The organism is Streptomyces sp. NPDC087300, assembly GCF_044744425.1.
Lineage (GTDB): Bacteria > Actinomycetota > Actinomycetes > Streptomycetales > Streptomycetaceae > Streptomyces.
Genome location: NZ_JBIUYI010000002.1, coordinates 80,738 through 105,237 on the forward strand (window position 1 = coordinate 80,738; position 24,500 = coordinate 105,237).

Consider the following 24,500-nt stretch of genomic DNA (forward strand, 5'->3'; position numbering starts at 1 on the left):
GGGAGCGGTGTGAATCGCGAAGGGCCCGCCCCCCCCGTACGGGAAGAGCGGGCCCAGGCAGTCTCGCGGAGGGTGAGGGTCAGTCGTCCTGTTCGCCCAGGAGCGGGCGCAGCGGCTTGGGGAGGAGGTCTTCGCAGGACTGCTTCGACGCGCTGGTCAGCGCGTCGTCCACGCACGTGTAGTAGTCCCGGTACACCAGCTGCGCCGTGAACGTCGCCGCCACCATGGCCAGCGCGAGCGCACCCGTCACCAGGCCGCTGATCGCCGCCGTCGTCTGCGGCCGCGTGCTGGTCGGGGCCTGGTCGGCCTGCGGTGCGCCGTCGCGGCCCGCGGCCGCCCCGGCCACCGCGGCCGTCGGGTCGGCGGCGCGCTTCTTCGCGCGCAGCGACTGGATCGCCCACATCAGCGCGAGCGCGCCGAGCAGCAGCGCGACGTACCGCCAGCCGAAGAGCGCGAAGAAGAAGGCCCACATGCCGGAGAGCAGGGCGTAGCGCGCGCGGCGCTGGGCCGGGTCGGTGGGGTCCCAGCGCATTCCGCCGCCGGAGGAGCCCGAAGGGCCCTCCTGGCCGGGGCCGTTCTGCTGCTGGCCGGGGCGGTCGCCGAAGCCGCCGGGGGAGCGCCCCGGCTGCCGGTCGCTCCACTGGCTGCCCCAGGGCGAGCCCGAGCCCTCGCCGTCCTCGGAGGAGTCGCCCGAGGGGCGGCGCGGCTGCCAGGGCCGGTCCGGCGTCCCCTCCGGCGGCGGCGCGAAGGGGTTGTCGTCGTCCTTGCCCGTTCCCTGCGAGCCCGAGCCCCGGGACTCCGGTCCCTGGGAATCGGAGTCCTGCGGTGGAGACGAAGGGCGGCTACGGTCCGGCATCAGGTGTGCGTCTTCCCCTTGGTTGGGCCGTGCCGGAACCGTGGCGCGGTTCGGCAACTCGGCATTCGTCGGTATTCAGGCGCCTTTCCGTCAGACGCTACCTTCCCCTCGCGCCACCGTCCCGTGAGGGGCGGTTCCGTGTGCCGGTATCGTTGCTGGCGGTCGGCCGCTTCGTAGAGTTCCCCGTATCGCGGGGCTCGAAGCCTTCGTACGACCATACAAAGACGCACCTCCCGAGAAAGGGCCCCGCTGTGGCCAAGAGCGCTGTGGTCGCGCGTCCCGAGCGCCTCGTCGTACTGGTGTCCGGGTCGGGCACGAATCTGCAGGCCCTGCTGGACACCATCGAGGCCGAGGGTGCCGGGGCCTACGGAGCCGAGATCGTCGCCGTCGGCGCCGACCGGGAGGGCATCGCGGGCCTGGAGCGCGCCGAGCGCGCCGGGATCCCGACGTTCGTCTGCCGGGTGAAGGACCACGACACCCGCGAGGCCTGGGACGCGGCGCTCGCCGAGGCGACGGCCGCGCACGAGCCGGACCTGGTGGTCTCCGCCGGGTTCATGAAGATCGTGGGGAAGGCGTTCCTCGCGCGCTTCGGCGGGCGGTTCGTGAACACGCACCCCGCGTTGCTGCCCAGTTTTCCGGGGGCCCACGGCGCGCGCGACGCGCTCGCGTACGGCGTGAAGGTCACCGGCTGCACCGTCCACTTCGTCGACGACGGCGTCGACACCGGCCCGATCATCGCCCAGGGCGTGGTCGAGGTCCGGGACGAGGACGACGAGAGCGCTCTGCACGAGCGCATCAAGGAAGTCGAGCGCACGCTGCTCGTCGATGTCGTGGGGCGTCTGGCCCGGCACGGCTACCGCATTGAGGGACGAAAGGTTCTTATCCCGTGACCGCCGAAGCTACGAACGCTGCCGACGCGAACGCCGCGCAGCGCCCCATCAAGCGCGCGCTCGTCAGCGTCTACGACAAAACCGGCCTGGAAGAGCTCGCGCGCGGGCTGCACGAGGCGGGCGTCGAGCTCGTCTCCACCGGCTCGACCGCCGGACGGATCGCCGCCGCCGGGGTGCCGGTCACCAAGGTCGAGGAGCTCACCGGGTTCCCCGAGTGCCTGGACGGCCGGGTCAAGACCCTGCACCCGAAGGTCCACGCGGGCATCCTCGCCGACCTGCGCCTGGAGGACCACCGCCGCCAGCTCGCCGAGCTCGGCGTCGAGCCCTTCCAGCTCGTGGTCGTGAACCTGTACCCCTTCAAGGAGACCGTCGCCTCGGGCGCCACTCCGGACGAGTGCGTCGAGCAGATCGACATCGGCGGCCCCTCGATGGTCCGCGCCGCCGCCAAGAACCACCCCTCGGTCGCGGTCGTCACCGACCCGAAGCGCTACGCCGACGTGCTCGCGGCCGTCAAGGCGGGCGGCTTCGACCTGACCGCGCGCAAGCGGCTCGCGGGAGAAGCGTTCCAGCACACGGCGGCGTACGACGTGGCGGTGGCGTCCTGGTTCGCCGATGACTACGCGGCGGCGGACGACTCCGGCCACCCCGGCTTCCTCGGCGCCACGTACGAGCGCAAGAACGTCCTCCGCTACGGCGAGAACCCCCACCAGGGGGCGGCCCTCTACGTCGACGGCACCGGCGGTCTCGCCGAGGCCGAGCAGCTGCACGGCAAGGAGATGTCGTACAACAACTTCACGGACACGGACGCCGCGCGCCGTGCCGCGTACGACCACGACGAGCCCTGCGTCGCGATCATCAAGCACGCCAACCCGTGCGGCATCGCGATCGGCGCGAACGTCGCGGAGGCGCACCGCAAGGCGCACGCCTGTGACCCGCTGTCCGCGTTCGGCGGCGTGATCGCCGTGAACCGCCCCGTCTCCAAGGAGATGGCGGAGCAGGTCGCCGAGATCTTCACCGAGGTCATCGTCGCGCCGGAGTACGAGGACGGCGCCCTCGAAGTCCTCACCAAGAAGAAGAACATCCGCGTGCTGCGCGCCCACCGGGCGCCGTCCAACGCCGTCGAGGTCAAGCAGATCGACGGCGGCGCGCTGCTCCAGGTCACCGACCGGCTCCAGGCCGACGGCGACAGCCCCGCCAACTGGACGCTCGCCACGGGCGACGCGCTCAACGCGGGCGAACTCGCCGAGCTGGCCTTCGCCTGGAAGGCGTCCCGCGCGGTCAAGTCCAACGCGATCCTGCTCGCCAAGGACGGCGCATCGGTCGGCGTCGGCATGGGCCAGGTCAACCGCGTCGACTCCGCGAAGCTCGCGGTCGAGCGCGCGGGCGAGGAGCGGGCCCGTGGCGCCTACGCCGCGTCCGACGCGTTCTTCCCCTTCCCCGACGGCCTGGAGATCCTGACCGCCGCGGGCGTCAAGGCCGTGGTCCAGCCGGGCGGTTCGGTCCGCGACGAGCTGGTCGTGGAGGCCGCGAAGAAGGCGGGCGTCACGATGTACTTCACCGGGACGCGGCACTTCTTCCACTGAGCCGTAGCCGTAGCCTCAGCCGCACATGACGGTGGCCGCGCCCCTCGCAGGGGGCGCGGCCACCGTCGTACGTACCCGACTCGCTCAGTAGCGCGGGCGGTTGAACCACGCGGTGCCGCTCGGCACGACCGGGGCCATCGTGATGATGACGGCGAAGACGACCCAGATGAGCGGGCCGATGATCGCGGTCGCCAGGCCGGTGTCCAGGCCGACGAAGAGGTAGATCAGACCGACGATGCCGCCGAGGGCGCCGTACACCACCGTCGTGATGCGCACGCCCTGGCCGCCGCGGCCGAACTTCACGCCGAGCGTGATCGACAGGGCGGCGAGTCCCGCGGCGATCAGCGCGAAGACCACGAAAAGGCCGGTGGCCGCGTCGCCGAAGTTGCTCGTGTCGTTGAACCCGAAGTCGTCGGCGCTGTCGGAGACGTCGTTGGCGACGGCCGCGCCGTAGAGGAAGCCGATCGCCGAGAGGATCTGCACCGACGAGATGAGGAACAGGAAGACCCGCGCGGTCATCAGGAGACCCGGCATCGACTGCTGCATCATGTTGCCGCCCGGGTAACCGGGGTAGCCCGGCTGCTGCTGCGGGTAGCCGTAGGCCTGCTGCGGCGGGACGCCGGGCGGGCCCTGCTGGGGGTAGCCGTACCCGGGAGCGGCCGGGGGCTGCTGGGGCGGCTGCCCGTATGGGTTGTTCGGGTCGCCGTAACTCATGGCGGTCTTCCTCCGTCGGGTAGTGCGGGGACGACGCGGCACATCACGGAGGAAGGTTCTACAGATGCGGTCCGTCCCCCCGACACTGCCCGCGGCACTGTGCCGCATATCGTTCTTTAGGCGTGGCTTATTTGTCCAGCCGCATTCCCTATGTGTTGTGCAAGTGCAACCTCGCTGATCAGCGTGGGGACGGTGGTACGCCCGGGGGAGCGCCCTGATTGGTACCGGGCGGGGCTCATCCGGGAAGATGGGGGCATGACCGCCCAGATTCTCGATGGCAAGGCCACCGCAGCCGCGATCAAGTCCGAACTGACCGCCCGCGTGGCGGCCCTGAAGGAGAAGGGCGTCACGCCCGGACTCGGTACCGTCCTGGTCGGCGACGACCCGGGCAGCCAGAAGTACGTCGCGGGCAAGCACCGCGACTGCGCGCAGGTGGGCATCGCCTCCATCCAGCGCGAACTGCCCGCCACCGCCTCGCAGGAGGAGATCGAGGCGGTCGTCCGCGAGCTCAACGAGGACCCGGACTGCACGGGTTACATCGTCCAGCTGCCGCTGCCCAAGGGCATCGACGAGAACCGCGTCCTGGAGCTCATGGACCCGGACAAGGACGCCGACGGCCTGCACCCGATGAACCTCGGCCGCCTCGTCCTGAACGAGCCGGCGCCGCTGCCCTGCACGCCGTACGGAATCATCCGGCTGCTCCGGCAGCACGACGTGGAGATCAAGGGCGCCGAGGTCGTCGTCGTCGGCCGCGGCGTGACCATCGGCCGGCCGATGCCGCTGCTTCTCACCCGCAAGTCGGAGAACGCCACCGTCACGCAGTGCCACACCGGCACCCGTGACCTCGCCGTGCACCTGAAGCGCGCCGACATCATCGTCGCCGCCGCCGGTGTGCCGCACCTGATCAAGCCCGAGGACGTGAAGCCGGGCGCCGCCGTCCTGGACGTCGGCGTCTCGCGCGACGAGAACGGCAAGATCGTCGGGGACGTCCACCCGGGCGTCGCCGAGGTGGCGGGCTGGATCTCGCCGAATCCGGGCGGCGTCGGCCCGATGACCCGCGCGCAGCTCCTGGTGAACGTCGTCGAGGCGGCGGAGCGCTCCGCGCGCTGAACGGGAAAGGTGCGAGGCCATGAGTGCAGGACCTGAGCCGGGGCGGACCCCGGATGTTCCCGAGGCCAAGGGCGCGGTCAGCGCCCCCAGCCCGGACGGGCGGCCGCGGAAGGTGTCGCGCCGCTTCCCGCTGTTCACCCGGGACACCGCGCGGCCCGAGGGCGGCGGCCGTGCCGCGCCCGGCGACGCGCCCGCGCCCGCCCGGCAGTGGCCGCTGCTCACCGTGGTCTCCACGGTCGGGCTCGGGCTGCTGCTCACCGCGCTCGACGTGTTCCGCTTCGGCACGATCCTGATCGGTCTCGCGCTGATCGGCGGCGCCGTGCTGCGCTGGATGCTGCCGGACGTCGGGATGCTGGCGGTCCGTTCGCGGTTCACGGACATGGTCACCTACGGGGTGCTCGGTGGCGCGATCGTGCTCCTGGCGCTGATGGCGCAGCCGGAGCCGGTCCTGGAGATCCCGTTCCTGGACGACACGCTGCACTACACGATCTGAGACAGCACGCCGCGCGCGTGCGGCGAGTGGGCGATGGCCCGTCCTTCCCCCGGAGAGGACGGGCCATCGCCGTCGGGCCGGCCGGTCCGGTGCGTCCCGGCACTGCCTGCTCCCGACCGAATCTACGGACCCGCACGGCGGACGTCATCGCGTGCTGGGTGGAGGCCGGGGTCACCCTGTGCGGTAGCCGCGCGGTTCCTACAACTTTCGCGGTACCGCCGCTGGTTGACGTGACGCCGCCCGAACGCGGGCTACGCTGCGGCGATGCGGATCCACCCCCTCGTCGTCGACGCGCTCATCGCGGTCGCCCTGGCCACGGTGGCGGTGCTGCTCGGGCAGGAGTCCGTGCGCCAGGGCTGGCCCGAACTCGACGCCAGGGCTTACGTATTGGTGGCTTTCGTCAACCTGCCGGTCGTGCTCAGGAGCCGGCTGCCGCTCACGGTGCTGCTCGTCGTCCACCTCGCGTGCGTCGTGTACGTCACCCTCGGCTACTGGCCGGTCGTGAACACCTTCGGGCCGATGATCGCCGTCTACACGGTCGCGTCCGTGTACCCCGTCCGCGTCTCCCTGCCGGGTGCCGGGCTGATGTGCGCCGTATGGATCTACGCGGGCCTGGTCAGCAAGGACGCCGTGATGGCGTCCGTCGTGGGGCAGGCCGTCGGGTTCTCGCTCGTGCTGTGGCGCTTCGGCTTCGTGGCGCGTCAATCGGCCGAACTGGCACGGCAGTTGAAGCGCGAGCAGGACGAGCGGGCCCGGCGCGAGGTCGCCGAGGAGCGCGGCAGGATCGCCCGTGAGCTGCACGACGTCGTCGCCCACCACATGTCGGTGATCTCCGTGCAGGCGGGCCTCGCGCGGTTCGTCTTCACCTCAGACCCCAGCACCGCGCACGCGGCCCTCGGCACCATCTCCGGCACCAGCGGCGAGGCGCTCGAAGAGCTGCGGCGCATGCTGCGCGTGCTGCGCTCGGGGCCCGACGACGGCGAGGACGGGCCGGACGCCCCCGACGCGCCCATGCCGGGGCTCGCCCGCCTGGGCGAGATGGTCGAGCGGGTGGGCGGCGGCGGGGTCGCCGTCGAACTGCGCGTCACGGGCACGCCGCGCGAACTCGCGCCCGGCGTCGAACTCTGCGCCTACCGCGTGGTCCAGGAGGCGCTGACCAACGTCCTCAAGCACGCCCCCGGTGCCGAGGCGACCGTCGAACTCGCCTATCTGCGCCAGCACATCGAGGTGTCCGTCACCAACACCGAACCGTCCGGCGGAGAGGGGAGGATTCAGGACAGAGTACGGACCGGTAGCGGGCACGGCTTGCTTGGGATGCGGGAGCGGGCCAAGCTCTACGGCGGGACGATCAGCATCGGCCCGCTGAGCGAGGGAGGGTTCGCCGTGCGACTCACCCTGCCGACCTCGGCGCGGGCCGCAGCGCAGGGGGACGACGCTACGGAATGACCGGATGACCGGCTGCATCAAAGTGCTCGTGGTAGACGACCAGTTCCTCATCCGCGCGGGCCTGGTGGGGCTGCTCAGGGCTGCGCCGGGCGTCGAGGTCGTGGGTGAGGCGGGGGACGGTGCGGAGGCGGTCGCGCTCGCCGCGCGGACCCGGCCCGACGTGATCCTCATGGACATCAGGATGCCGGGCATGAGCGGCATCACCGCCACCTCGAAGATCCTCGCGCAGGCACCCGAACCGGCGCCGCGCGTCCTGGTGTTGACCACCTTCGACCTCGACGAGTACGTCTACGGGGCGCTGCGGGCCGGAGCCTCCGGGTTCCTGCTCAAGGACTCCGGGCCCGAGCGCCTGCTCGCCGCGGTGGCGGCGGTCGGCGGCGGCGACGCGCTCTTCGCGCCCAGCGTGACGCGGCGCCTGGTGGAGGCGTTCGCGCGGCAGACGGCGGGTCCCGGCGGCGCGGGCGAGGAGCCGCCGCCCGACCTGACGGCGCTGACCCTGCGCGAGGTCGAGGTCCTGAAGCTGATCGCGCGGGGCCTGACCAACGCGGAGATCGCCGAGCGCCTCTACATCAGCGAGGCCACGGTCAAGACGCACCTCAACCGCACGATGAGCAAGCTCGACCTGGACAGCAGGGCGCAGGCCGTGGTGGTCGCCTACGAGACGGGGCTCGTCACGCCCGGCGCGTGAGGAGCCCCGGGCGGGCGGTTCAGCAGGTGACCACCTTGCCGTACGAGCCGCGGCCCCAGTTCCACTCCCACTGCTCGCCGTGCTGGTAGGTCAGGCACGGCGAGTCGTTGCCCCAGTCGATGACGACCTTCAGGTGCATCGCCTCACCGCAGAGGTTGGTCACCTTCACGTACTTCTTGTGCTTGATGACGTCCCGTTTCACGCAGGCGGGAGCGGTGCCCCGGATCGCGGCGTGCGGGGCGGCCTGGGCGGGCGCCGCCGTCGCCGCGGGTGCCGAGGCGAGGCCGGTGGCGAGGAGTGCGCAGGCGGCGAGTGCGCCGCCTGCGAGACGGGCGATGTGGGTTCCGTACGTCATGTCCGGGTCCCTTCGTGAGGTGGCTTGTGTTGCCTCACGAACTCTGCCGATCCCGCGTGCTTCCGGGCCGCGGCACGCGGCGGTGCGCGGCACTTAGACCCTTTCGTGGGACGACGCCCGTCCTCACCCCCGTGGGAGGACGAGCGCCGCCGCTCAGGAGGCCGATCCTGGTCGGAATCAGCCGATGTAAGCGATGTGTTTCGCTCGAGATCCAGAGTCATGGACCCGCCAATCCCGGACAAGGGATGACCGGTGCCTGTGGCACGGAGGTGACCATTCCGCAACGGTGTTCGGGGCGCGCAACGGGCCTGGTCCGATGTCCTTACAAAACGAGCGGAAAGCGGCCGGAACCGGTGGAAGGAACCAATCGCCGTTCCGCCGCCGTCACTTCGACTGAACGGGCCGCACCGGGGGGTGAGTCATGGGCACGTGCTGGCAGCCGCTTCCTGACGAGCTCCCCCCTGAGGTACGCCACTTCGTCGAACAGCTGCGGCTGCTCAAGGACCGCACGGGCCTCAGCCTCGTCGCGCTCGGGGAGCGGACCGCGTACAGCAAGTCCTCCTGGCAGCGCTATCTCAACGCCCAGCAGCCACCGCCCCGGCAGGCCGTCGCGGCGCTGTGCCGGGTGGCGGGCGCGGACGGCGAACGGTTCGGCGCGCGGTGGGAGCTGGCGGTGCGGGCGTGGCCCCGGGGCGCCCCGGACGCGCGGGACGCCGCCGTGCCGGACGTGGACGCTGTGGACGCTCCGGGGGGCGGTGAAGAGCCCACGGTGCCGTGGTGGGAGCCGCTGCCCCCGGAGCCGGGGACGCCGCCGCCCGCGCGGCGCGAACCGCCGCCCTGGCGGCTCCTCGCCTGCGCCGCGTTCGGCCTCGTGGTCGTCCTGCTCGTCGGCTTGATCCTGCTGCTCGGGGAGCTGGCGGGGGCGCGCTGAGCGGGGCGGTGCGGGCGGGCGGTGCGGGCAGGGGTCGGGGGACCGTCCCGTGCGTGACGGCCCCCCTGTGGTCCCGTGCGTGACGGTCCCCCTGCGGCCGGCCGGTGCGACCGCCGTCGTCGATCGGCTGCGGCAGTCGGTCGATCAGCTGCGCCAGTCGTACGACGCCTTCTTCCAGTGGCCGCCGACCTTCACGTAGTACGTGCCGTCGAGGCGCTTGAACGCCACGTCGTGGCTGTAGCCGGTGTACGTGACCCAGCCGCCGCCCCCGTGCGGGCCGTCGAGGAAGTCGTCGGCCGCGCCGAACGTCTCCTTGCCCGCGATGCCGTCGACGTCCTCCAACTCCTCGTTGTGCTGCCAGTAGCGCGTCGCGGACTCCGTCCGCTTGCCGAAGCGGCCGTCGATGTCCCACTTCGTGAAGGCGTGCCGCTTGCCGTTGCCGTCCTTCCACTTCGCCCCGTCCGCGTACAGGACGGTCTGCCACAGCCGGGTGGCGTTGCTGTCGGCGTGGCTCCAGCGGGAGAGGTCGCCCTCGTCGCCCCAGTCGTTGTACGCGGCTCCCCTGCCGTCCACGACGTGCGGCCCGGTCGCCTGGGCCAGCGGGGCCAGCCCGCCGAGCGCGATGCCGGCCCCCGCCGTCACGGCCACCGCCGTCCTCAGCAGCCGCCTGGACCTGCTCGTGGTCTTGCGCATGTGATCCCCCTAGTGGTGCGCTGTCCGTTCCGATCCTCGCGGGACCGGAGCGGGGGAAAAAGGGCCAACTCCCGCAATCGGGAGGCTTCGGGACGTCCCGGGCCGCTACCAGGGGTTCCGCATCGTGGAGCGGGACGGCGGTGGGACACTGGTCCGCGGATCGCGGGGAGTGCGGCACTGCACGCCAGTGGCCCGAACGCTCCCGTGCGCCCCCACAGCGGGAACTGACATCCTGGCTTTGCGCATCCCTCTGGGTAGTCCAGAACGGGATCGCGGCGAGACGGACGCGCGGGGGCAGGACAGGCACGTACGGGGTGAATAGGGGGAGCAATGCCTCGTTGGAAGGCGCTACCGGATGAGCTCGACCCGCAGGTCAGGGAGTTCGCCAGCCAGTTGCGCAGGCTCGTCGACCGCAGTGGGCTGAGCATCGCGGCCGTGTCCGACAGGACCGGCTACAGCAAGACGTCGTGGGAGCGCTATCTGAACGGGCGGCTGCTCGCACCCAAGGGTGCGATCGTCGCGCTCGCCGAGGTGACCGGGACGCAGCCCGTGCATCTCATCACCATGTGGGAGCTCGCGGAGCGGGCGTGGAGCCGTTCCGAGATGCGGCACGACATGACCATGCAGGCGATCCGGATCTCGCAGGCGCGGGCCGCGCTGGGGGAGTTGGGGCCGAATCCGACCGGTTCCTCCTCGGCGTCGGGTGGCGCGGGCGGCGGCGCGGGCAAGGCCGCCAAGTCGCCCAAGGGCAAGGGCGACGGGGCGGCCCCCCGGAACGGGGTCGGTGGGATCGGGATCGCCGGGCCCGCGGGCGTCTCGCCCACGGTGCCGCCGCAGCGACCGGCCTCGTCGCCGTCCGCCGCCCCGTCCGCGTCCCCCTCCTCACCTCCTTCATCACCTTCCGCTTCTTCTCCTTCTCCTTCTCCGTCGGCTCCCGGCACCTTCGGCGCGCCCTCGTCCTCGTACGAGGATGTCTCGGCGTCGGCGTTCGGGGCGGGTGGCGCGGGCGGTGCGGGTGCACCCCCTTCTCCCACTCCTCCTGCTCCTCCCGCTTCCTCCTCCTCTCCTGACGGGCAGCGGCGGCGCAGGAAGCTGACGATGTTCCTCGCGGGGACGGTCGGGGCGCTCGTCGTCATCGCGGCGGCGGTGCTGTTGACGCGGGGCGGTGACGACAAGAACGACGAGGCGAAGCCGTCCGCCACGCCGAGTTCCAGCGGGGCGGATCTGCCCGCGGGGGTCGAGTGCAGTGGCACGGACTGCGCGGGCAAGGACCCCGAGAACATGGGCTGCGGCGGGGAGTTGGCGAAGACGACGTCGCGGGCGACGATCGGCACCAAGACCGTGATCGAGGTGCGGTACAGCAAGGTGTGCGGGGCGGCGTGGGCGCGGATCACGCAGGCGGCGCCGGGGGACGAGGTCGAGATCACCGGGGGCGGTGGGGGTACGGGGGCGAAGCAGACGGGGACGGTCGACAAGGACTTCGACGCGTATACGCCGATGGTGGCGGCGAAGTCGGGCACGGCGGCGAAGGCGTGCGCGACGCTGAAGTCTGGGCAGACGGGCTGCACGGAGTAGTTGGTTCGTCTGTCGGTTGCGTGCGCTGGGCGCGGGCCGGGGCGGGTTCGTCTGCGGGTCCGGGTGGGCTGGTGCGCTCTGTTCGTCTGTGGGGCGGGGCCGTGGGGGTATGTACGTACTCGCTATCCCGGGGCGGTGCTCACTTGGACTTGCTTCCTTGCCTCGGTGGCCGCTTGTGCTCCGTGCACACATACCCCCACGTCCCCTCGGGCCGGTTCCGCGGCCGCGCCCCGGTGGGGGCTGCCCCACAGACGCCCGGACCGTGCTGCTGCCCCACCGGCCCGCAGCCGCGAGTGCTCCTGAGGGGACGTGGCGGTATGTCTGCCCGGAGCACTGGTGGCCGCGTGCCGAGGTGCATGGCGACGAGGGTTCACCGGGATAGCGAGGACGGACATACCGGCGCGGCCCCGCCCCACACCCGCACCCGAGGCGCACGACCACCGAGCCGCACGAAGAGACCCACCGCCTCCCCCACCACCCCAACGCGCCACCGTAGACACGGTGCCGTCGCGCCGGACGTGGGGAGTTCCCGCCGTGGGCAATCGTGCCGCTGGGTGCCGAGGGGCGATCACGGGGGCGTAGGACGCCGTGTCCCCCGGTGCCGGGAGAAGAAAATGAGGGGAGGGGGGAATGACACGCTTCCCGGAGGGCAGGCGCACCGTACCCCCACGGGAGTGGTCACACCCCCACGGCGGCCGCCACGCTCCCTCTCCCGAGGTGGCGGCCGCCCCCCCACGGGGCTTGTGTGCTGGGCCACACGGACCCGGGGACCAGGGGTGCCCGGGGCGCGATAGCCTGACGGCGGATCTCTCTTGATGCCAAGAGATCGATCATCGAGAGGCGATCGAGGACTCGGCGCGGCGTCGGCGGGGATCCAGGAACCAGGGGATCCACGTACGAAGGACAGGGACCCCCACCGCCAGCTGTCTTACGGAGATCGCCATGACCCGCACTCCCGTGAATGTCACCGTCACCGGCGCGGCCGGCCAGATCGGCTACGCGCTGCTCTTCCGCATCGCCTCGGGCCACCTGCTCGGCGCGGACGTGCCGGTCAACCTGCGCCTTCTGGAGATCACGCCGGCGCTGAAGGCCGCCGAGGGCACCGCCATGGAGCTCGACGACTGCGCCTTCCCGCTGCTGAACTCGATCGAGATCAGTGACGACCCGAACGTCGCCTTCGACGGCGCCAACGTGGCGCTGCTCGTCGGCGCCCGCCCCCGTACCAAGGGCATGGAGCGCGGCGACCTGCTCGAGGCCAACGGCGGCATCTTCAAGCCCCAGGGCAAGGCCATCAACGACCACGCCGCGGACGACATCAAGGTCCTCGTCGTGGGCAACCCGGCCAACACCAACGCGCTCATCGCGCAGGCCGCCGCCCCGGACGTACCGGCCGAGCGCTTCACCGCGATGACCCGTCTGGACCACAACCGCGCGCTCTCGCAGCTCGCGAAGAAGACCGGTTCCTCGGTCTCCGACATCAAGCGGCTCACCATCTGGGGCAACCACTCGGCCACCCAGTACCCGGACATCTTCCACGCGGAGATCGCCGGCAAGAACGCCGCGGACGTCGTGAGCGACCAGGCCTGGCTCTCCGACGAGTTCATCCCGACCGTCGCCAAGCGCGGCGCCGCGATCATCGAGGCCCGTGGCGCGTCCTCGGCCGCCTCCGCCGCCAACGCCGCCATCGACCACGTCCACACGTGGGTGAACGGCACGGGCGCCGGCGACTGGACCTCCATGGGCATCCCGTCGGACGGTTCGTACGGCGTTCCGGAGGGCCTCATCTCCTCCTTCCCCGTCACCACCGAGGGCGGCAGGTACGAGATCGTCCAGGGCCTGGACATCAACGAGTTCTCGCGCACCCGCATCGACGCCTCCGTGCAGGAGCTCGTCGAGGAGCGCGAGGCCGTGCGTGGTCTTGGTCTGATCTGATCGGTCTGATCAGGTCTGGTCTGATCTCGTATTCGGGTTACAGGTGCCCCCTGGCTGCCGCTCTTCGCGGTCGCCAGGGGGCACCTGTCGTGTACGGGGCGGTCAGGCGCGAGGGCGCGTCCTGCCGTAGCCGAGCGTGACCAGGCCCGCCGCCGCGATCACCACCAGCGCCACGATCCGCAGCGCAGCCGCCATGCCGCCCGCGAAGCCGTCCCCGCCGTGCGAGGCGAGGACCGTGCCGGTGACGGCCACGCCGAGGGCCGCGCCCACCTCGCGCGCCGAGGTGCTGAGGCCGGAGCCGAGGCCCGCCTGGTGGGGCGGGAGCGAGCTGACGACGCTCAGGGTCAGTGCGGGCATGCACAGGCCCGTGCCCGCGGAGATGATCAGGAGCCAGCAGGCGTAGAGCGCGTAGGGCGTCGAGCCGGTCGCGGTGGACGCGCCGAGCAGGCCGATGCCGATCAGGAGCAGGCCGCCGCCCACCACGGGGCGGGGGCGCGCCGACCAGCGCGCGGCGAGCCGGGGGATCAGCACCATGCCGATCGTGAGCGGGATGATCGCGAGGCCCGCGCGTGCGGCGTCGTACCCCTTCTCGTACTGCAGGAACTGCGAGTTGACGTAGAAGAGCGAGAAGAGGCCGAAGAAGCTCACCGCCGTGCCCAGGGTCGCCGCGCGCAGCGGTGCCGAGGCGAAGACCCGGGGGTCGAAGAGGGGCGCGGGGGAGCGCAGCGCGTGCAGGACGAAGAGGGCGATGAGTACGGCGCCCGCGGCGAACGCCGTCAGGATGCGTGCGGACGTCCAGCCGTGCAGCGGGCTCTCGATGATGCCGAAGAGCAGGGCGAGGAGCCCGCCGGTGAGCAGCAGCGTGCCGAGGGGGTCGAGGGCGGGTGCCTCGACTGCCTTGTCCGTACGGGGAGTTGTCAGCGCGACCGCCAGCGCGAGGAGCGCGGCGAACGGCACCATCACCCAGAACAGTGCCTGCCAGGGCAGGTAGGAGCCGATGAGTCCGCCGCCGATGTTGCCCGCGAGGCCGCCGAGTCCCGCGGAGAGCGCCCAGGAGGCCAGGGCGCGCGGGCGGTGGGCGAGCGGGGTGACGCGCATCAGGATGGAGAGGGTGGCGGGCATGATCAGCGCGGCGCCCGCGCCGGAGACGGCCCGTCCGGCGATCAGCGTCGCCGGTGCGGCGGCGAGCGCGCTGACGGCGGCGCCCGCGGCGAAGAGGCCGAGGCCGCCGAGGAGCGCGCCCTTGCGTCCGTAGCGGTCGCCGAAGGCGCCGGCCGGGATGAGGAGGCCGGCGAACGCGATGACGTAGGCGTCGACGGTCCACAGGAGCTGGCTGGGGGAGGGGTGCAGCGAGGACGAACTCAGCTGCGGGACAAGGAGGTTGATGGCGGCGACCATGCCCTGGGCGGCGAGGACGCAGGCGCAGAGGGCGAACAGCACCGAGCGGCGCGGGGGTGGTGCGGGCGTCGGGGTGCGGGCCGGGGTGTCGACGGGTGTGCGGGCAGGCGAGAGCAAGGCTCCTCCTCGGGAGCGGCGTGGTGTGGGGTGCCCTGTCACCGTAGGCTCGGCACCGACTTGCTTTCCAGTGCATCTTTCGCAAGGGATGAATGCGTGTGACGCAATCCGGAGGCGCCGTGGGTGGTGCCGTGGGGATCGATCTCAATCTGCTGGTCGCGCTCGACGTGCTGCTCGACGAGCAGAGCGTGTCGGGCGCTGCCCGTCGGCTGCATCTGTCGGAGCCCGCGATGAGCCGCACGCTCGGCCGCATCCGCAAGGCGCTCGGTGATCCGGTGCTGGTCAGGGCGGGGCGGCAGATGGTGCCCACGCCGCACGCGCTGGCCGTGCGGGCCGAGGTGGGCGCCGTGGTGGAGCGGGCCCGCGCGCTCTTCGCCGGGCCCGGCGCCGTGGATCTGCGCACGGTCTCGCGCACGCTCACGATCCTCGGCTCGGACGCGTTCGCCGCCGCGTACGCGCCGGGGCTCTTCGCCCGCGCCGCCGACGAGGCCCCCGGCGTGCGCCTGCGCTTCCTCGGCGAGAGCCATCTGGACGCGCCCGTGCTGCGCCAGGGCACCGCGGATCTGGAGGTCGGGGTGATCGACACGGTCGCGCCCGAGGTGCGGGTCGAGCACTTCCGTGAGGACCGGATGCTCGGTGTCGTACGGCCAGGACACCCGCTGCTCAAGGGGAAGTTGACGCCCCGTCGGCTCGCGGACGCGAGTCATCTGACCGTCTCGCGCCGGGGTCGTCTCGCCGGACCGCTGGACGCGGCGCTCGCCGAACTCGGCCTGGCCAGGCGGGTGGTGGGCAGCGTGGCGACGTTCTCCTCGTCGGTCTTCGTCCTGCGACGCACCGACCTGGTGGGCCTCACCACCTCCTGGGCCCACCCGCTCGCGAAGGAGGTGGGCCTGATCGCCTTCGACATCCCCCTCGACCTCCCTCCACTCCCCCTGGGAATGGCCTGGCACCCCCGCCACGACGCGGACCCCGCACACGCGTGGCTGCGGGGGTGTGTGCGGGGGCTGGTGGCGGGGGAGCGGGGGGCGGTGGCCTCGGGGTGACCTCGACGGCCCGGCCGGTCACCGGCGCCGGGCGGGTCGGCTCCTCGGCGCCGAGGAGCCCGCTACGCCTCCGCCGCCTCCTTCGTCAGCTGTACCGCCGCCACCAGGGTCAGGCCCGGTTCCATCTGGCGGAGGGCCTTGACCGCCGCCACTGAGTCCAGGGCTCCCTCGTAGCCGGCTTCCGCGAGGCGCTGGCGGACCCAGCGGGCGCGGAGTTCGGGGGCCGTGTCGGTCAGGGTGGCCTCCGCGACGAGTGCGGCCGCGCGTTCGAGGCCGGGGCGCTCCGCCTCGGGTGCCCGCTCCAGTGCCTCCGCGATGCGCTCCGCGATCCGCTCCGTGATCAGGTCCGCGTCGCGCAGGACCACCACCGACGTCTCCCGCTTGCCGAACATGCAGTCACTCCCTGTGTGCGTGGCAGATATTGCTCACCTGCTCATGGATGTAGTACTTCTTATACATGAGCGAGCAAGTGCACAACAGGTTGGCGATGGTGCGCGCCGAGCGGAAGGTATCGCGTCAGAGCCTGGCCGAGGCAGTGGGAGCCCACTACCAGACCATCGGCTACATCGAGCGGGGGCAGTACAACCCGAGCCTCGACCTCGCGCTGAGGATCGCGAAGTTCTTCGAGCTGCCGGTCGAGGCGCTGTTCTCCCTCGACCCGTTCCGCCCGCTCACCGATCAGGTCTACGGGAGGAATCAGTGATGAGCGGAGCGAGCGGGACGAGCGGGACGAGCGGCGAGGGCACGCAGGGGCGGATGACCGGATACGACCGGCGCATGTACGCCGTCATGAACCGCCGCGAGGCCGCCCCGCTGTACGCCACCGCCGGGCGCCGCCGCGCCGTCGTGGTCGCGCACATCGCGCTGACCGCGGTCGGCATCGCGTTCTGGATCTCCTCCGTACTCGGGGACGAGCGCTGGGCGACGTACGGACTGCTCGGCGTCCTGCTGCCGTGGTGCGTCGCGACCGGCGTGATCAACGGCGCCACCCGCGGCCTGCTCGAACTGCGCGCCCGCGCCCTCGACGAGCGCCAGCGCGCCGAGAAGGACCGTGTGGTCAGCCGCGCCCACCGGACGATGATGTGGCTGCTGCTCGGCGTGACCGTCGCCGTGGGCGTCGCGGGTCTCGCCGGGTTCGAGATCGAGGGGATGATCTTCCCGGTCCTGTTCGGCGTCTTCGTCGTGCACTGGCTGATGCCGCTGTGGACGGCGGGCCTGACGGCCGTCGACGAGCCGGCGGACGACTTCGACGAGGAGCCCGTCGGAACCGCCGCCGCGGCCGGCTGACTCAGGTCTTCCGCAACTGGTCCTGGAGCTTGGAGACGTCGACCGACTCGTCGGGTGACGGCGTCTTCGAGGGGACCGGCTCGCCGTAGCCGGAGAAGGTCGTCGTCGTGTCGTCGCCGTCGCCCTTCTCCACCGCCTTCAGCAGGTACGGCTTGCCCTCGGTGGCCACGTAGAGCGTGGTCTCCTTGCCGTCGTCCTTGCCGGTCAGCGTGATGGCGGGGGTGTCGCCGACCTTCGCGGACCCGCCCTTGCGCAGCGACTTCGCCTCGTCGTCGGTGTCGTCGGCGTCGTCTGTGATGTCCTTCTGGATCTTGCCGAGGTCGCAGATGCCGGTGACCTCCCTGAGCATCGGGTCGCTCGTGCTGCCGTGGACGTAGCGGTTCTTGAAGATCTCGGCGGCCGCCTCGCCCTGGCCGCCGGGCACCTGCGTCCGCCAGAACTCCGCGTTCGGCTTCATCCACACCTTGTCGCCGCGTTTGACCAGGTCGAGGGCGGCGCCGTTCGCCATCTTCATCGAGCCGACGCAGTTGCCGTCGCGGTCGAGGGTCAGCTCCATCGACGCCGGGTCGTCCGAGTCCGAGTCCGAGTCCGAGTCCGAGTCCGTGCCGGAGTCGGAATCCGGGTCGGAATCCGCGTCGGACTCGGTGTCCGAATCCGTGCCCCTCGTGGCGTCCGCCCCCGTCGCCTTCATCGAAAGGTGCACCGATGTCGCGTCGAGCAGTTCCTGCTTGGCCTTGTCGGAGATCTCCCGCGCGCTGAGGTCCGCGACGCCGTTCCCGTCGCCGCCCCCGCTCCCGGTCTCGTTCCCGGTGTCTGCACTGCTGGTGCCCCGGGTCTTGTCCTTGCCGTCGCCGTCGGACGAACATGCGGGGAGGATGAGGAGCGCGGCCGCGCAGCAGGCCGCGCTCGCCGTCAGCTGCTTCCTGGACATTCCACTCCTCACGTCACCTCCGGTGACAAACCATGCATCGAGCGTACGTTTGGGTCCGAGTGCCCGCACACGCAGTGACACAGCGCACTTTCGGCCACGGGTTGCGCATGCTTTCTCCACCTCAGGGCAGGTGCACCCGGCTACCGCGAGTGACAGGCGGGGCAAATGACAGGAACGGAAGGCAAACGGGACGTGTCCGCACAACAGACCATCCATGTGGGCGGAGAGTGGCTGAGCGCCGCCTCCGGAGCCACCCGCGAGATCCTCGACCCGGCGGACGCCAAGCCGTTCGCCGTGATCGCCGAGGGCTCCACGGAAGACGCGGACGCCGCCATCGCAGCAGCCCGCACGGCCTTCGACGAGGGCCCCTGGCCGGGCACGCCGGTCGCCGAGCGCGCCGCGCTGCTTCGCCGGGTCGCCGATCTCCTCGTACGCGACCGTGAGGAGATCGGTCTCCTGGAGAGCCGCGACGCCGGCAAGACCCTCGAAGAGGGCCGGGTCGACGTGGACTGCGTCGCCGACGCCTTCCGCTACTTCGCCGACCTGGTGATCGGCGAGGGCGCGGGCCGTGTGGTCGACGCCGGGTCCGACGACATCCACAGCGTCGTCGTGCACGAGCCCGTCGGCGTCTGCACGATGATCACGCCCTGGAACTACCCGCTCCTGCAAGCCAGTTGGAAGATCGCCCCGGCGCTCGCCGCGGGCAACACCTTCGTCATCAAGCCGAGTGAGGTCACTCCGCTGACGACGGTCGCGCTGATCGAGCTGCTCGTCGAGGCGGGCCTGCCCGCCGGCGTCGCCAACATCGTGACGGGCCCCGGCCACACCGTCGGCGCCCGGCTCTCCGACCACCCCGACGTCGACCTGGTCTCCTTCACCGGCGGCCTCGTCTCCGGCACCAAGGTCGCCCAGGCCGCCGCGCTCGGCGTGAAGAAGGTCGCCCTCGAACTCGGCGGCAAGAACCCCAACGTGGTGTTCGCCGACGCCTGCGCCACCGACGAGGACTTCGACACCGCCGTCGACCAGGCGCTCAACGCCGCCTTCATCCACAGCGGGCAGGTCTGCTCCGCGGGTGGCCGCCTCATCATCGAGGAGTCGGTCCGCGAGCGCTTCGTCGCCGAACTCGCCCGCAGGGCGCAGAAGATCAAGCTCGGCCGCGGCACCGAGGAGGGCGTCGAGTGCGGCCCGCTCGTCTCGGTGCAGCAGCGCGAGAAGACCGAGATGTACGTCGCCTCCGCCCTGGAGGAGGGCGCGGTGCTCCGCTCCGGCGGCAAGCGCCCCGAGCCCAGCGACGTGCGTCCCGCCGAGGGCTACTTCTACGAGCCGACCGTGCTCGACCAGTGCCACCGTGAGATGAAGGTCGTGCGCGAGGAGGTCTTCGGCCCGGTCCTGACCGTCGAGACCTTCCGCACCGAGGACGAGGCCGTCGCGCTCGCCAACGACACCGAGTACGGTCTCGCGGGCGCCGTGTGGACCACCGACTCGGGCCGCGCCCGCCGCATGGCCCGCCGGATGCGCCACGGCACCATCTGGATCAACGACTTCCACCCCTACCTGCCGCAGGCGGAGTGGGGCGGCTTCGGCAAGAGCGGCGTCGGGCGCGAGCTCGGCCCCGCCGGACTCGCCGAGTACCGCGAGTCCAAGCACATCTACCAGAACCTGGCGCCACAGCCGGTCCGCTGGTTCGCGGGCTGAGCCCCGGCACGTAGCGGTACGCGCGGGGCGGCACCCACCGCCCCGCGCACGTACGTCAAGCACCTTCACTCCCCCAGAGCACCCCCCCGCTCATTACGCGCAAGCACCTTCGCACGACCTCGCAGGAAGAGGAGCACGCACGCATGTCTGACCAGACCGAGTACGACTACGTCATCGTCGGTGGCGGCACCGCGGGATCGGTGATCGCTTCCCGCCTCACCGAGAACCCGGACGTCACCGTCGCCGTGATCGAGGGCGGCCCCAGCGACATCGACCGCGAGGACGTCCTCACGCTCAGGCGCTGGCTCGGCCTGCTCGGCGGCGACCTCGACTACGGCTACACCACCACGGAACAGCCGCGCGGCAACTCGCACATCCTGCACAGCCGCGCCAAGGTGCTCGGCGGCTGCTCGTCGCACAACACCCTGATCTCCTTCAAGCCGCTGCCCTCCGACTGGGACGAGTGGGAAGAGGCGGGCGCCACGGGCTGGGGCGCCAAGGCCATGGATCCCTTCTTCGGCAAGCTGCGCAACAACGTCGTGCGCGTCGCCAAGAAGGACCAGAACCAGATCGCCACCGACTGGGTCGAGGCGACGAAGAGCGCGCTCGGCGTCCCCGAGGTCGTCGGCTTCAACGACAAGCCCTTCGACGAGGGCGTCGGCTTCTTCGACCTCTCGTACCACCCGGAGAACAACAAGCGTTCCTCCGCGTCGGTCGCCTACCTGCACCCCCACATGGAGGCCGGTGACCGTCCGAACCTCCACCTTTTCCTGGAGACCTGGGCCACCAAGCTGGAGCTCGACGGCAAGACCGCCCGCGGCGTCCACATCCGCACCAAGGACGGCGCCGAGAAGCTGCTGACCGCGCGCGACGAGGTGCTGGTCTGCGCCGGCGCCGTCGACACCCCGCGGCTGCTCATGCACTCCGGCATCGGCCCGAAGAAGGACCTCGAAGCCCTCGGCATCCCGGTCGTGCACGACCTGCCCGGCGTCGGCGAGAACCTCATCGACCACCCCGAGTCGGTCATCGTGTGGGAGACCAACGGGCCGATCCCCGGCAACTCCGCGATGGACTCGGACGCCGGTCTCTTCGTGAAGCGGGACCCGGACCACAAGGGCCCGGACCTGATGTTCCACTTCTATCAAATCCCCTTCACCGACAACCCGGAGCGGCTGGGCTACGAGCGCCCCGAGCACGGTGTGTCGATGACGCCGAACATCCCCAAGTCCCGCGCCCGCGGCCGTCTCTACCTGACGTCGGCGGACCCGGAGGTCAAGCCCGCGCTCGACTTCAAGTACTTCGAGGACGAGGGCGACTACGACGGGCAGACGCTCGTCGACGGCATCAAGCTCGCGCGCAAGGTCGCGCAGGCCGAGCCCTTCAAGAAGTGGCTCAAGCGCGAGGTCTTCCCCGGCCCCGAGGTCACCGAGGACGCTGACATCAGCGAGCTCGTCCGCAAGGCCGCGCACACCGTCTACCACCCGGCGGGCACCTGCCGAATGGGTGCTTCCACTGATGAACTCGCCGTGGTCGACCCGGAGTTGCGCATCCGGGGCATGGCAGGAATCCGTATCGCGGACGCATCCGTCTTCCCGACGATGCCCGCCGTGAACCCGATGATCGGAGTACTCATGGTCGGGGAGAAATGTGCCGAGATGCTGGGCGGTGACGGCCGATGAGCGAGGCCGCCGTGACGACATCCACGGACACCGCGAAGACGAACGGCGAGGGCGGCCCCGTCTTCGCCGTCAAGAACCTCTGGAAGGTCTTCGGCCCCAGGGCCGAGCGCATACCCGAGGACACCTCGCTGCACGGCCTGAGCCCCGCCGAACTGCGTGAGCGGACCGGCTGCACCGCCGCCGTGCGCGATGTGTCCTTCGAGGTCAACAAGGGCGAGGTCTTCGTCGTCATGGGCCTGTCGGGCTCCGGCAAGTCCACCCTCGTACGCTGCCTGACCCGGCTCATCGAGCCGACATCGGGCGCCCTCGCCATCGACGGCGAGGACGTCCTCGCCATGGACAAGGCCCGCCTGCGCGAACTGCGCAGGCACCGCGCCGCCATGGTCTTCCAGCACTTCGGCCTGCTGCCGCACCGCTCGGTCCTCGACAACGTCGCGTACGGCCTGGAGATCCAGGGCGTCGGCAAGGCCGAGCGCCGCGCCAAGGCGCTCGAAGTCGTCGAGAAGGTCGGCCTCGAAGGCCTCGAACAGCGCAAGCCCGGCCAGCTCTCCGGCGGCCAGCAGCAGCGCGTCGGCCTGGCCCGCGCCCTCGCCGTGGACCCCGAAGTCCTGCTGTTCGACGAGCCGTTCAGCGCGCTCGACCCGCTGATCCGCCGCGACATGCAGGAAGAGGTCGTCCGGCTGCACCGTGAGGAGGGCCGCACGATGGTCTTCATCACCCACGACCTCAGCGAGGCCCTCAAGCTCGGCGACCGCATCGCCCTGATGCGCGACGGCGAGGTCGTCCAGCTCGGCACCCCCGAGGAGATCGTCGGCTCCCCGGCCGACGACTACGTCCGCGACTTCGTCCGCGACGTGGCCCGCGCCGACGTGATGAGCGTGCGCAGCGCGATGCGCCCCGCCGACGCCGACGAGGAGTCCCGCGGCGCGGCCCTCGCGCCCGACGCCAAGGTCGCCGAGGCCATCGAGGCCGTCGCCCGCTCCGGCTTCCCGGTACGCGTGATGGACGGCAAGCGCTGTCTGGGCGTGGTCGACCACGCCGGACTGCTCGCCGTGGTCGCGGGCACCACGTCCGCGGCGCGAACGGCCCCCGGCAAGGGCGAGGTGGTCGCCTGATGGCCACCGCCACCGCATCGGGTCCCGTACGAGATACCGGAATCGGTGCGCTCCTGCGCCACCGTGCCGTCGGCAAGCTCCTGCTGCTCGCCGTCGCCGCGGCTGTCGTCGTGCCGATCCTCAACGCCAAGTGGGCGTCCGGCGCCTGGCCGGGCGCGCTCACCGTCGACCTGTCCGAGCCGCTGGGCAAGACCACCGACTGGATCATCGACAACCGGGACAGCCACTGGCTGTTCACCTACTTCTTCGGGCACGTCAGCAACGCCATCGTGCTCTCGGTGCGCGGCGTCTACCTGGTGCTGCTCGCCGCGGGCTGGGCCGGCGTGACCGCCGCCGCCGGGCTGATCGCCTGGCGCGTCGCGGGCGTCAAGCTCGCCGTCATGTCGGCCGCCTCGTTCGCCGTGTGCGGTCTGCTCGGCATGTGGGTGCCGACCATGCAGACGCTCGCCCTGATGATCGTGGCGGTCCTCGCCTCGGTCGTCCTGGGCCTGCTGCTCGGTCTCGCGGGCGGCCTCAACGACCGGATCTTCCGGATCCTGCGGCCCGTCCTCGACACCATGCAGGTCCTGCCCGCCTACGCGTACCTGCTGCCGTTCGCCCTCGTCTTCGGCATGGGCGTCCCCGCCGCCGTCATCGCGACGGTCGTGTACGCGGCGCCGCCCATGGCCCGGCTCACCGCGCTCGGCCTGCGCGGCGCCGACGGCGGCGTGATGGAGGCGGTGAGCTCGCTCGGCGCGACCGCGCGCCAGCGGCTGTTCTCCGCCCGCCTGCCGCTCGCCCTCAAGCAGCTGCTGCTCGGCGTCAACCAGACGATCATGATGGCGCTCTCCATGGCCGTCATCGCCTCGGTGATCGGCGCCGGCGGCCTCGGTGACCGCGTCTACCAGGCGCTGTCCACCGTCGACGTCGGTCAGGCGCTCGCCGGCGGCATCCCGATCGTGCTGCTCGCCGTGGTCCTCGACCGGGTGACCGGCGCGGCCGGTGAGCGCATGGGCGCGCACGTGGAGGACACCTCGGCGCTGCGCGGCTGGCGCGGCTGGTCGATCGCCGCAGCGGTCACCGTCGTCGCCGCGCTCGCCGCCCGCTTCGCGGACCGCGTGGACTGGCCGACCGGCTGGGTCGTGAACATCGCCCCCTCGGTCAACACGGCCAAGGACTGGATGGTCGACCACCTCTACACCGACGTGCCCGTCGTCGGCGGCACCGCCGACTGGGCCGCGCACTTCACCACCTGGGTCCTCAACCCGGTCCGCGACGGCCTCCAGGGTCTGCCCTGGTGGTCGGTGCTGCTCATCGTCGCCGCGCTCGCCTGGCTGATCGGCACCTGGCAGACGGCGCTGACCGCCGTCGCCGCGATGGCCGCGATCGGCGTGCTCGGCGTGTGGAACAAGTCCCTGGACACGCTCTCGCAGGTCCTCGCCGGTGTCGCCGTGACGGTGGTGCTCGGCTTCGCGATCGGCATCGCCGCATCCCGCAGCGCACGGCTCGAACGGCTGCTGCGCCCGGTGCTCGACGTCTTCCAGACGATGCCGCAGTTCGTCTACCTCATCCCGGTCGTCGCCCTCTTCGGCATCGGCCGCGCCCCCGCGGTCGCCGCGGCCGTCGTCTACGCGCTGCCCGCCGTCGTGCGCATCACCACGCAGGGCCTGCGCGAGGTCGACGGCGCCGCGATGGAGTCCTCGCGCTCCCTCGGTGCCACCAGCTGGCAGCAACTGCGCCAGGTCCAGCTCCCGCTGGCCCGCCCCGCCCTGCTGCTCGCCCTCAACCAGGGCGTCGTCCTGGTCCTCGCCGTCGTCGTCATCGGCGGTCTGGTCGGCGGTGGCGCGCTCGGCTACGACGTGGTGTTCGGCATCGCACAGGGCGACCTGGCGACCGGCCTGGTGGCCGGTGCCGCGATCGTCTGCCTCGGCCTGATGCTCGACCGGGTGACGCAGCCGACGGAACGCCGCGCCAAGAAGGGAGCGTGACC

General features: G+C 71.5%; 23 protein-coding genes. 16 read left to right on the forward strand and 7 right to left on the reverse strand.

The genetic code is table 11. The annotated features are described in order from the left end of the window. Positions 1 to 79 precede the first annotated feature (79 nt). Positions 80 to 856, reverse strand: coding sequence for a hypothetical protein (locus ACIO9J_RS05935; protein WP_401993245.1), 777 nt, complete (start codon positions 854 to 856; stop codon positions 80 to 82). Positions 857 to 1,107: 251 nt separating this feature from the next. On the opposite strand from ACIO9J_RS05935, the gene purN reads away from it, so the two are divergent. Together purN and purH are read left to right on the forward strand one after the other, a co-directional pair. Next, positions 1,108 to 1,746, forward strand: coding sequence for a phosphoribosylglycinamide formyltransferase (gene purN, locus ACIO9J_RS05940; protein ID WP_401993247.1), 639 nt, complete (start codon positions 1,108 to 1,110; stop codon positions 1,744 to 1,746). Next, positions 1,743 to 3,329, forward strand: coding sequence for a bifunctional phosphoribosylaminoimidazolecarboxamide formyltransferase/IMP cyclohydrolase (purH, locus tag ACIO9J_RS05945; protein ID WP_401993250.1), 1,587 nt, complete (start codon positions 1,743 to 1,745; stop codon positions 3,327 to 3,329). Before purN ends, purH begins: the two co-directional genes overlap by 4 nt. Before the next feature lie 84 nt (positions 3,330 to 3,413). On the opposite strand, the gene ACIO9J_RS05950 is transcribed toward purH, so the two are convergent. Continuing rightward, the gene (locus ACIO9J_RS05950; protein ID WP_401993252.1) at positions 3,414 to 4,043 is read right to left on the reverse strand and encodes a hypothetical protein; all 630 of its coding nucleotides are present in this window, start codon (positions 4,041 to 4,043) and stop codon (positions 3,414 to 3,416) included. A gap of 255 nt (positions 4,044 to 4,298) precedes the next feature. Between ACIO9J_RS05950 and ACIO9J_RS05955 the strand changes: the two genes are divergently transcribed. The 4 genes from ACIO9J_RS05955 to ACIO9J_RS05970 all read left to right on the forward strand — a co-directional run bounded on the left by ACIO9J_RS05955 (position 4,299) and on the right by ACIO9J_RS05970 (position 7,780). Beyond that, positions 4,299 to 5,153 (forward strand): bifunctional methylenetetrahydrofolate dehydrogenase/methenyltetrahydrofolate cyclohydrolase, encoded by an 855-nt coding sequence (locus tag ACIO9J_RS05955; protein WP_401993255.1) that lies wholly within the window; start codon positions 4,299 to 4,301, stop codon positions 5,151 to 5,153. 19 nt (positions 5,154 to 5,172) lie between these two features. Continuing rightward, a complete protein-coding gene (locus tag ACIO9J_RS05960; protein ID WP_401993258.1) occupies positions 5,173 to 5,646 on the forward strand; it encodes a DUF3017 domain-containing protein in 474 nt (157 codons plus the stop codon). 264 nt (positions 5,647 to 5,910) lie between these two features. Next, positions 5,911 to 7,092 (forward strand): sensor histidine kinase, encoded by a 1,182-nt coding sequence (locus ACIO9J_RS05965; protein WP_401993261.1) that lies wholly within the window; start codon positions 5,911 to 5,913, stop codon positions 7,090 to 7,092. 4 nt (positions 7,093 to 7,096) lie between these two features. Continuing rightward, entirely contained in the window at positions 7,097 to 7,780 is a 684-nt protein-coding gene (locus ACIO9J_RS05970) for a response regulator (RefSeq protein WP_401993263.1), read from the forward strand. A 19-nt stretch (positions 7,781 to 7,799) separates the two neighbouring features. On the opposite strand, the gene ACIO9J_RS05975 is transcribed toward ACIO9J_RS05970, so the two are convergent. Then, entirely contained in the window at positions 7,800 to 8,135 is a 336-nt protein-coding gene (locus ACIO9J_RS05975; RefSeq protein WP_401993266.1) for a hypothetical protein, read from the reverse strand. A 421-nt stretch (positions 8,136 to 8,556) separates the two neighbouring features. Between ACIO9J_RS05975 and ACIO9J_RS05980 the strand changes: the two genes are divergently transcribed. Further along, positions 8,557 to 9,066, forward strand: coding sequence for a helix-turn-helix domain-containing protein (locus ACIO9J_RS05980; RefSeq protein ID WP_401993269.1), 510 nt, complete (start codon positions 8,557 to 8,559; stop codon positions 9,064 to 9,066). Positions 9,067 to 9,210: 144 nt separating this feature from the next. Here the strand turns inward: ACIO9J_RS05980 and ACIO9J_RS05985 are convergent, their stop codons facing one another. Beyond that, positions 9,211 to 9,759 (reverse strand): peptidoglycan-binding protein, encoded by a 549-nt coding sequence (locus ACIO9J_RS05985; protein WP_401993272.1) that lies wholly within the window; start codon positions 9,757 to 9,759, stop codon positions 9,211 to 9,213. Between the two features lie 330 nt (positions 9,760 to 10,089). Between ACIO9J_RS05985 and ACIO9J_RS05990 the strand changes: the two genes are divergently transcribed. Together ACIO9J_RS05990 and ACIO9J_RS05995 are read left to right on the forward strand one after the other, a co-directional pair. After that, on the forward strand, positions 10,090 to 11,334 hold the full coding sequence (locus tag ACIO9J_RS05990; RefSeq protein ID WP_401993274.1) for a DUF2690 domain-containing protein: 1,245 nt from the start codon (positions 10,090 to 10,092) through the stop codon (positions 11,332 to 11,334). Positions 11,335 to 12,276: 942 nt separating this feature from the next. Further along, positions 12,277 to 13,266: a malate dehydrogenase gene (locus tag ACIO9J_RS05995; protein WP_401993277.1), complete on the forward strand. Its 990-nt coding sequence runs from the start codon at positions 12,277 to 12,279 to the stop codon at positions 13,264 to 13,266. A gap of 102 nt (positions 13,267 to 13,368) precedes the next feature. On the opposite strand, the gene ACIO9J_RS06000 is transcribed toward ACIO9J_RS05995, so the two are convergent. Further along, a complete protein-coding gene (locus ACIO9J_RS06000; protein ID WP_401995830.1) occupies positions 13,369 to 14,706 on the reverse strand; it encodes an MFS transporter in 1,338 nt (445 codons plus the stop codon). A gap of 167 nt (positions 14,707 to 14,873) precedes the next feature. Here ACIO9J_RS06000 and ACIO9J_RS06005 point away from each other — a divergent pair, with 167 nt between their 5' ends. Next, on the forward strand, positions 14,874 to 15,824 hold the full coding sequence (locus tag ACIO9J_RS06005) for a LysR family transcriptional regulator (protein WP_401993279.1): 951 nt from the start codon (positions 14,874 to 14,876) through the stop codon (positions 15,822 to 15,824). Between the two features lie 62 nt (positions 15,825 to 15,886). On the opposite strand, the gene ACIO9J_RS06010 is transcribed toward ACIO9J_RS06005, so the two are convergent. After that, entirely contained in the window at positions 15,887 to 16,216 is a 330-nt protein-coding gene (locus tag ACIO9J_RS06010; protein WP_401993282.1) for a hypothetical protein, read from the reverse strand. 65 nt (positions 16,217 to 16,281) lie between these two features. On the opposite strand from ACIO9J_RS06010, the gene ACIO9J_RS06015 reads away from it, so the two are divergent. Together ACIO9J_RS06015 and ACIO9J_RS06020 are read left to right on the forward strand one after the other, a co-directional pair. Further along, a complete protein-coding gene (locus ACIO9J_RS06015; protein ID WP_401993285.1) occupies positions 16,282 to 16,527 on the forward strand; it encodes a helix-turn-helix transcriptional regulator in 246 nt (81 codons plus the stop codon). After that, positions 16,527 to 17,111 carry a hypothetical protein gene (locus ACIO9J_RS06020; RefSeq protein WP_401993288.1) on the forward strand — a complete coding sequence of 195 codons (585 nt, stop codon included), beginning with the start codon at positions 16,527 to 16,529 and terminating at the stop codon, positions 17,109 to 17,111. The genes ACIO9J_RS06015 and ACIO9J_RS06020 overlap by 1 nt, the downstream gene beginning before the upstream one ends. 1 nt (position 17,112) lies before the next feature. Here ACIO9J_RS06020 and ACIO9J_RS06025 read toward each other — a convergent pair whose 3' ends face one another. Beyond that, on the reverse strand, positions 17,113 to 18,042 hold the full coding sequence (locus ACIO9J_RS06025) for a hypothetical protein (RefSeq protein WP_401993291.1): 930 nt from the start codon (positions 18,040 to 18,042) through the stop codon (positions 17,113 to 17,115). A 165-nt stretch (positions 18,043 to 18,207) separates the two neighbouring features. Between ACIO9J_RS06025 and ACIO9J_RS06030 the strand changes: the two genes are divergently transcribed. The 4 genes from ACIO9J_RS06030 to ACIO9J_RS06045 all read left to right on the forward strand — a co-directional run bounded on the left by ACIO9J_RS06030 (position 18,208) and on the right by ACIO9J_RS06045 (position 24,498). Further along, positions 18,208 to 19,737, forward strand: a complete 1,530-nt coding sequence (locus ACIO9J_RS06030; RefSeq protein WP_401993294.1) for an aldehyde dehydrogenase family protein — start codon at positions 18,208 to 18,210, stop codon at positions 19,735 to 19,737. Positions 19,738 to 19,880: 143 nt separating this feature from the next. Further along, complete coding sequence (locus ACIO9J_RS06035; protein ID WP_401993297.1) at positions 19,881 to 21,416, forward strand: GMC family oxidoreductase; 1,536 nt, start codon at positions 19,881 to 19,883, stop codon at positions 21,414 to 21,416. Next, a complete protein-coding gene (locus tag ACIO9J_RS06040) occupies positions 21,413 to 22,531 on the forward strand; it encodes a glycine betaine/L-proline ABC transporter ATP-binding protein (protein WP_401993299.1) in 1,119 nt (372 codons plus the stop codon). The genes ACIO9J_RS06035 and ACIO9J_RS06040 overlap by 4 nt, the downstream gene beginning before the upstream one ends. Further along, positions 22,531 to 24,498 (forward strand): ABC transporter permease, encoded by a 1,968-nt coding sequence (locus ACIO9J_RS06045; RefSeq protein WP_401993302.1) that lies wholly within the window; start codon positions 22,531 to 22,533, stop codon positions 24,496 to 24,498. Before ACIO9J_RS06040 ends, ACIO9J_RS06045 begins: the two co-directional genes overlap by 1 nt. Positions 24,499 to 24,500: the final 2 nt, after the last annotated feature.

Excerpts from the sequence above, each read along its gene's own strand:
- ACIO9J_RS05935 (WP_401993245.1), bottom strand. The coding sequence starts at position 856 with ATGCCGGACCGTAGCCGCCCTTCGTCTCCACCGCAGGACTCCGATTCC.
- ACIO9J_RS05950 (WP_401993252.1), bottom strand. The coding sequence starts at position 4,043 with ATGAGTTACGGCGACCCGAACAACCCATACGGGCAGCCGCCCCAGCAG.
- ACIO9J_RS05955 (WP_401993255.1), top strand. The coding sequence starts at position 4,299 with ATGACCGCCCAGATTCTCGATGGCAAGGCCACCGCAGCCGCGATCAAG.
- ACIO9J_RS05960 (WP_401993258.1), top strand. The coding sequence starts at position 5,173 with ATGAGTGCAGGACCTGAGCCGGGGCGGACCCCGGATGTTCCCGAGGCC.
- ACIO9J_RS05965 (WP_401993261.1), top strand. The coding sequence starts at position 5,911 with ATGCGGATCCACCCCCTCGTCGTCGACGCGCTCATCGCGGTCGCCCTG.
- ACIO9J_RS05970 (WP_401993263.1), top strand. The coding sequence starts at position 7,097 with ATGACCGGCTGCATCAAAGTGCTCGTGGTAGACGACCAGTTCCTCATC.
- ACIO9J_RS05975 (WP_401993266.1), bottom strand. The coding sequence starts at position 8,135 with ATGACGTACGGAACCCACATCGCCCGTCTCGCAGGCGGCGCACTCGCC.
- ACIO9J_RS05980 (WP_401993269.1), top strand. The coding sequence starts at position 8,557 with ATGGGCACGTGCTGGCAGCCGCTTCCTGACGAGCTCCCCCCTGAGGTA.
- ACIO9J_RS05985 (WP_401993272.1), bottom strand. The coding sequence starts at position 9,759 with ATGCGCAAGACCACGAGCAGGTCCAGGCGGCTGCTGAGGACGGCGGTG.
- ACIO9J_RS05990 (WP_401993274.1), top strand. The coding sequence starts at position 10,090 with ATGCCTCGTTGGAAGGCGCTACCGGATGAGCTCGACCCGCAGGTCAGG.
- ACIO9J_RS05995 (WP_401993277.1), top strand. The coding sequence starts at position 12,277 with ATGACCCGCACTCCCGTGAATGTCACCGTCACCGGCGCGGCCGGCCAG.
- ACIO9J_RS06005 (WP_401993279.1), top strand. The coding sequence starts at position 14,874 with ATGCGTGTGACGCAATCCGGAGGCGCCGTGGGTGGTGCCGTGGGGATC.
- ACIO9J_RS06010 (WP_401993282.1), bottom strand. The coding sequence starts at position 16,216 with ATGTTCGGCAAGCGGGAGACGTCGGTGGTGGTCCTGCGCGACGCGGAC.
- ACIO9J_RS06015 (WP_401993285.1), top strand. The coding sequence starts at position 16,282 with ATGAGCGAGCAAGTGCACAACAGGTTGGCGATGGTGCGCGCCGAGCGG.
- ACIO9J_RS06020 (WP_401993288.1), top strand. The coding sequence starts at position 16,527 with ATGAGCGGAGCGAGCGGGACGAGCGGGACGAGCGGCGAGGGCACGCAG.
- ACIO9J_RS06025 (WP_401993291.1), bottom strand. The coding sequence starts at position 18,042 with ATGTCCAGGAAGCAGCTGACGGCGAGCGCGGCCTGCTGCGCGGCCGCG.
- ACIO9J_RS06030 (WP_401993294.1), top strand. The coding sequence starts at position 18,208 with ATGACAGGAACGGAAGGCAAACGGGACGTGTCCGCACAACAGACCATC.
- ACIO9J_RS06035 (WP_401993297.1), top strand. The coding sequence starts at position 19,881 with ATGTCTGACCAGACCGAGTACGACTACGTCATCGTCGGTGGCGGCACC.
- ACIO9J_RS06040 (WP_401993299.1), top strand. The coding sequence starts at position 21,413 with ATGAGCGAGGCCGCCGTGACGACATCCACGGACACCGCGAAGACGAAC.
- ACIO9J_RS06045 (WP_401993302.1), top strand. The coding sequence starts at position 22,531 with ATGGCCACCGCCACCGCATCGGGTCCCGTACGAGATACCGGAATCGGT.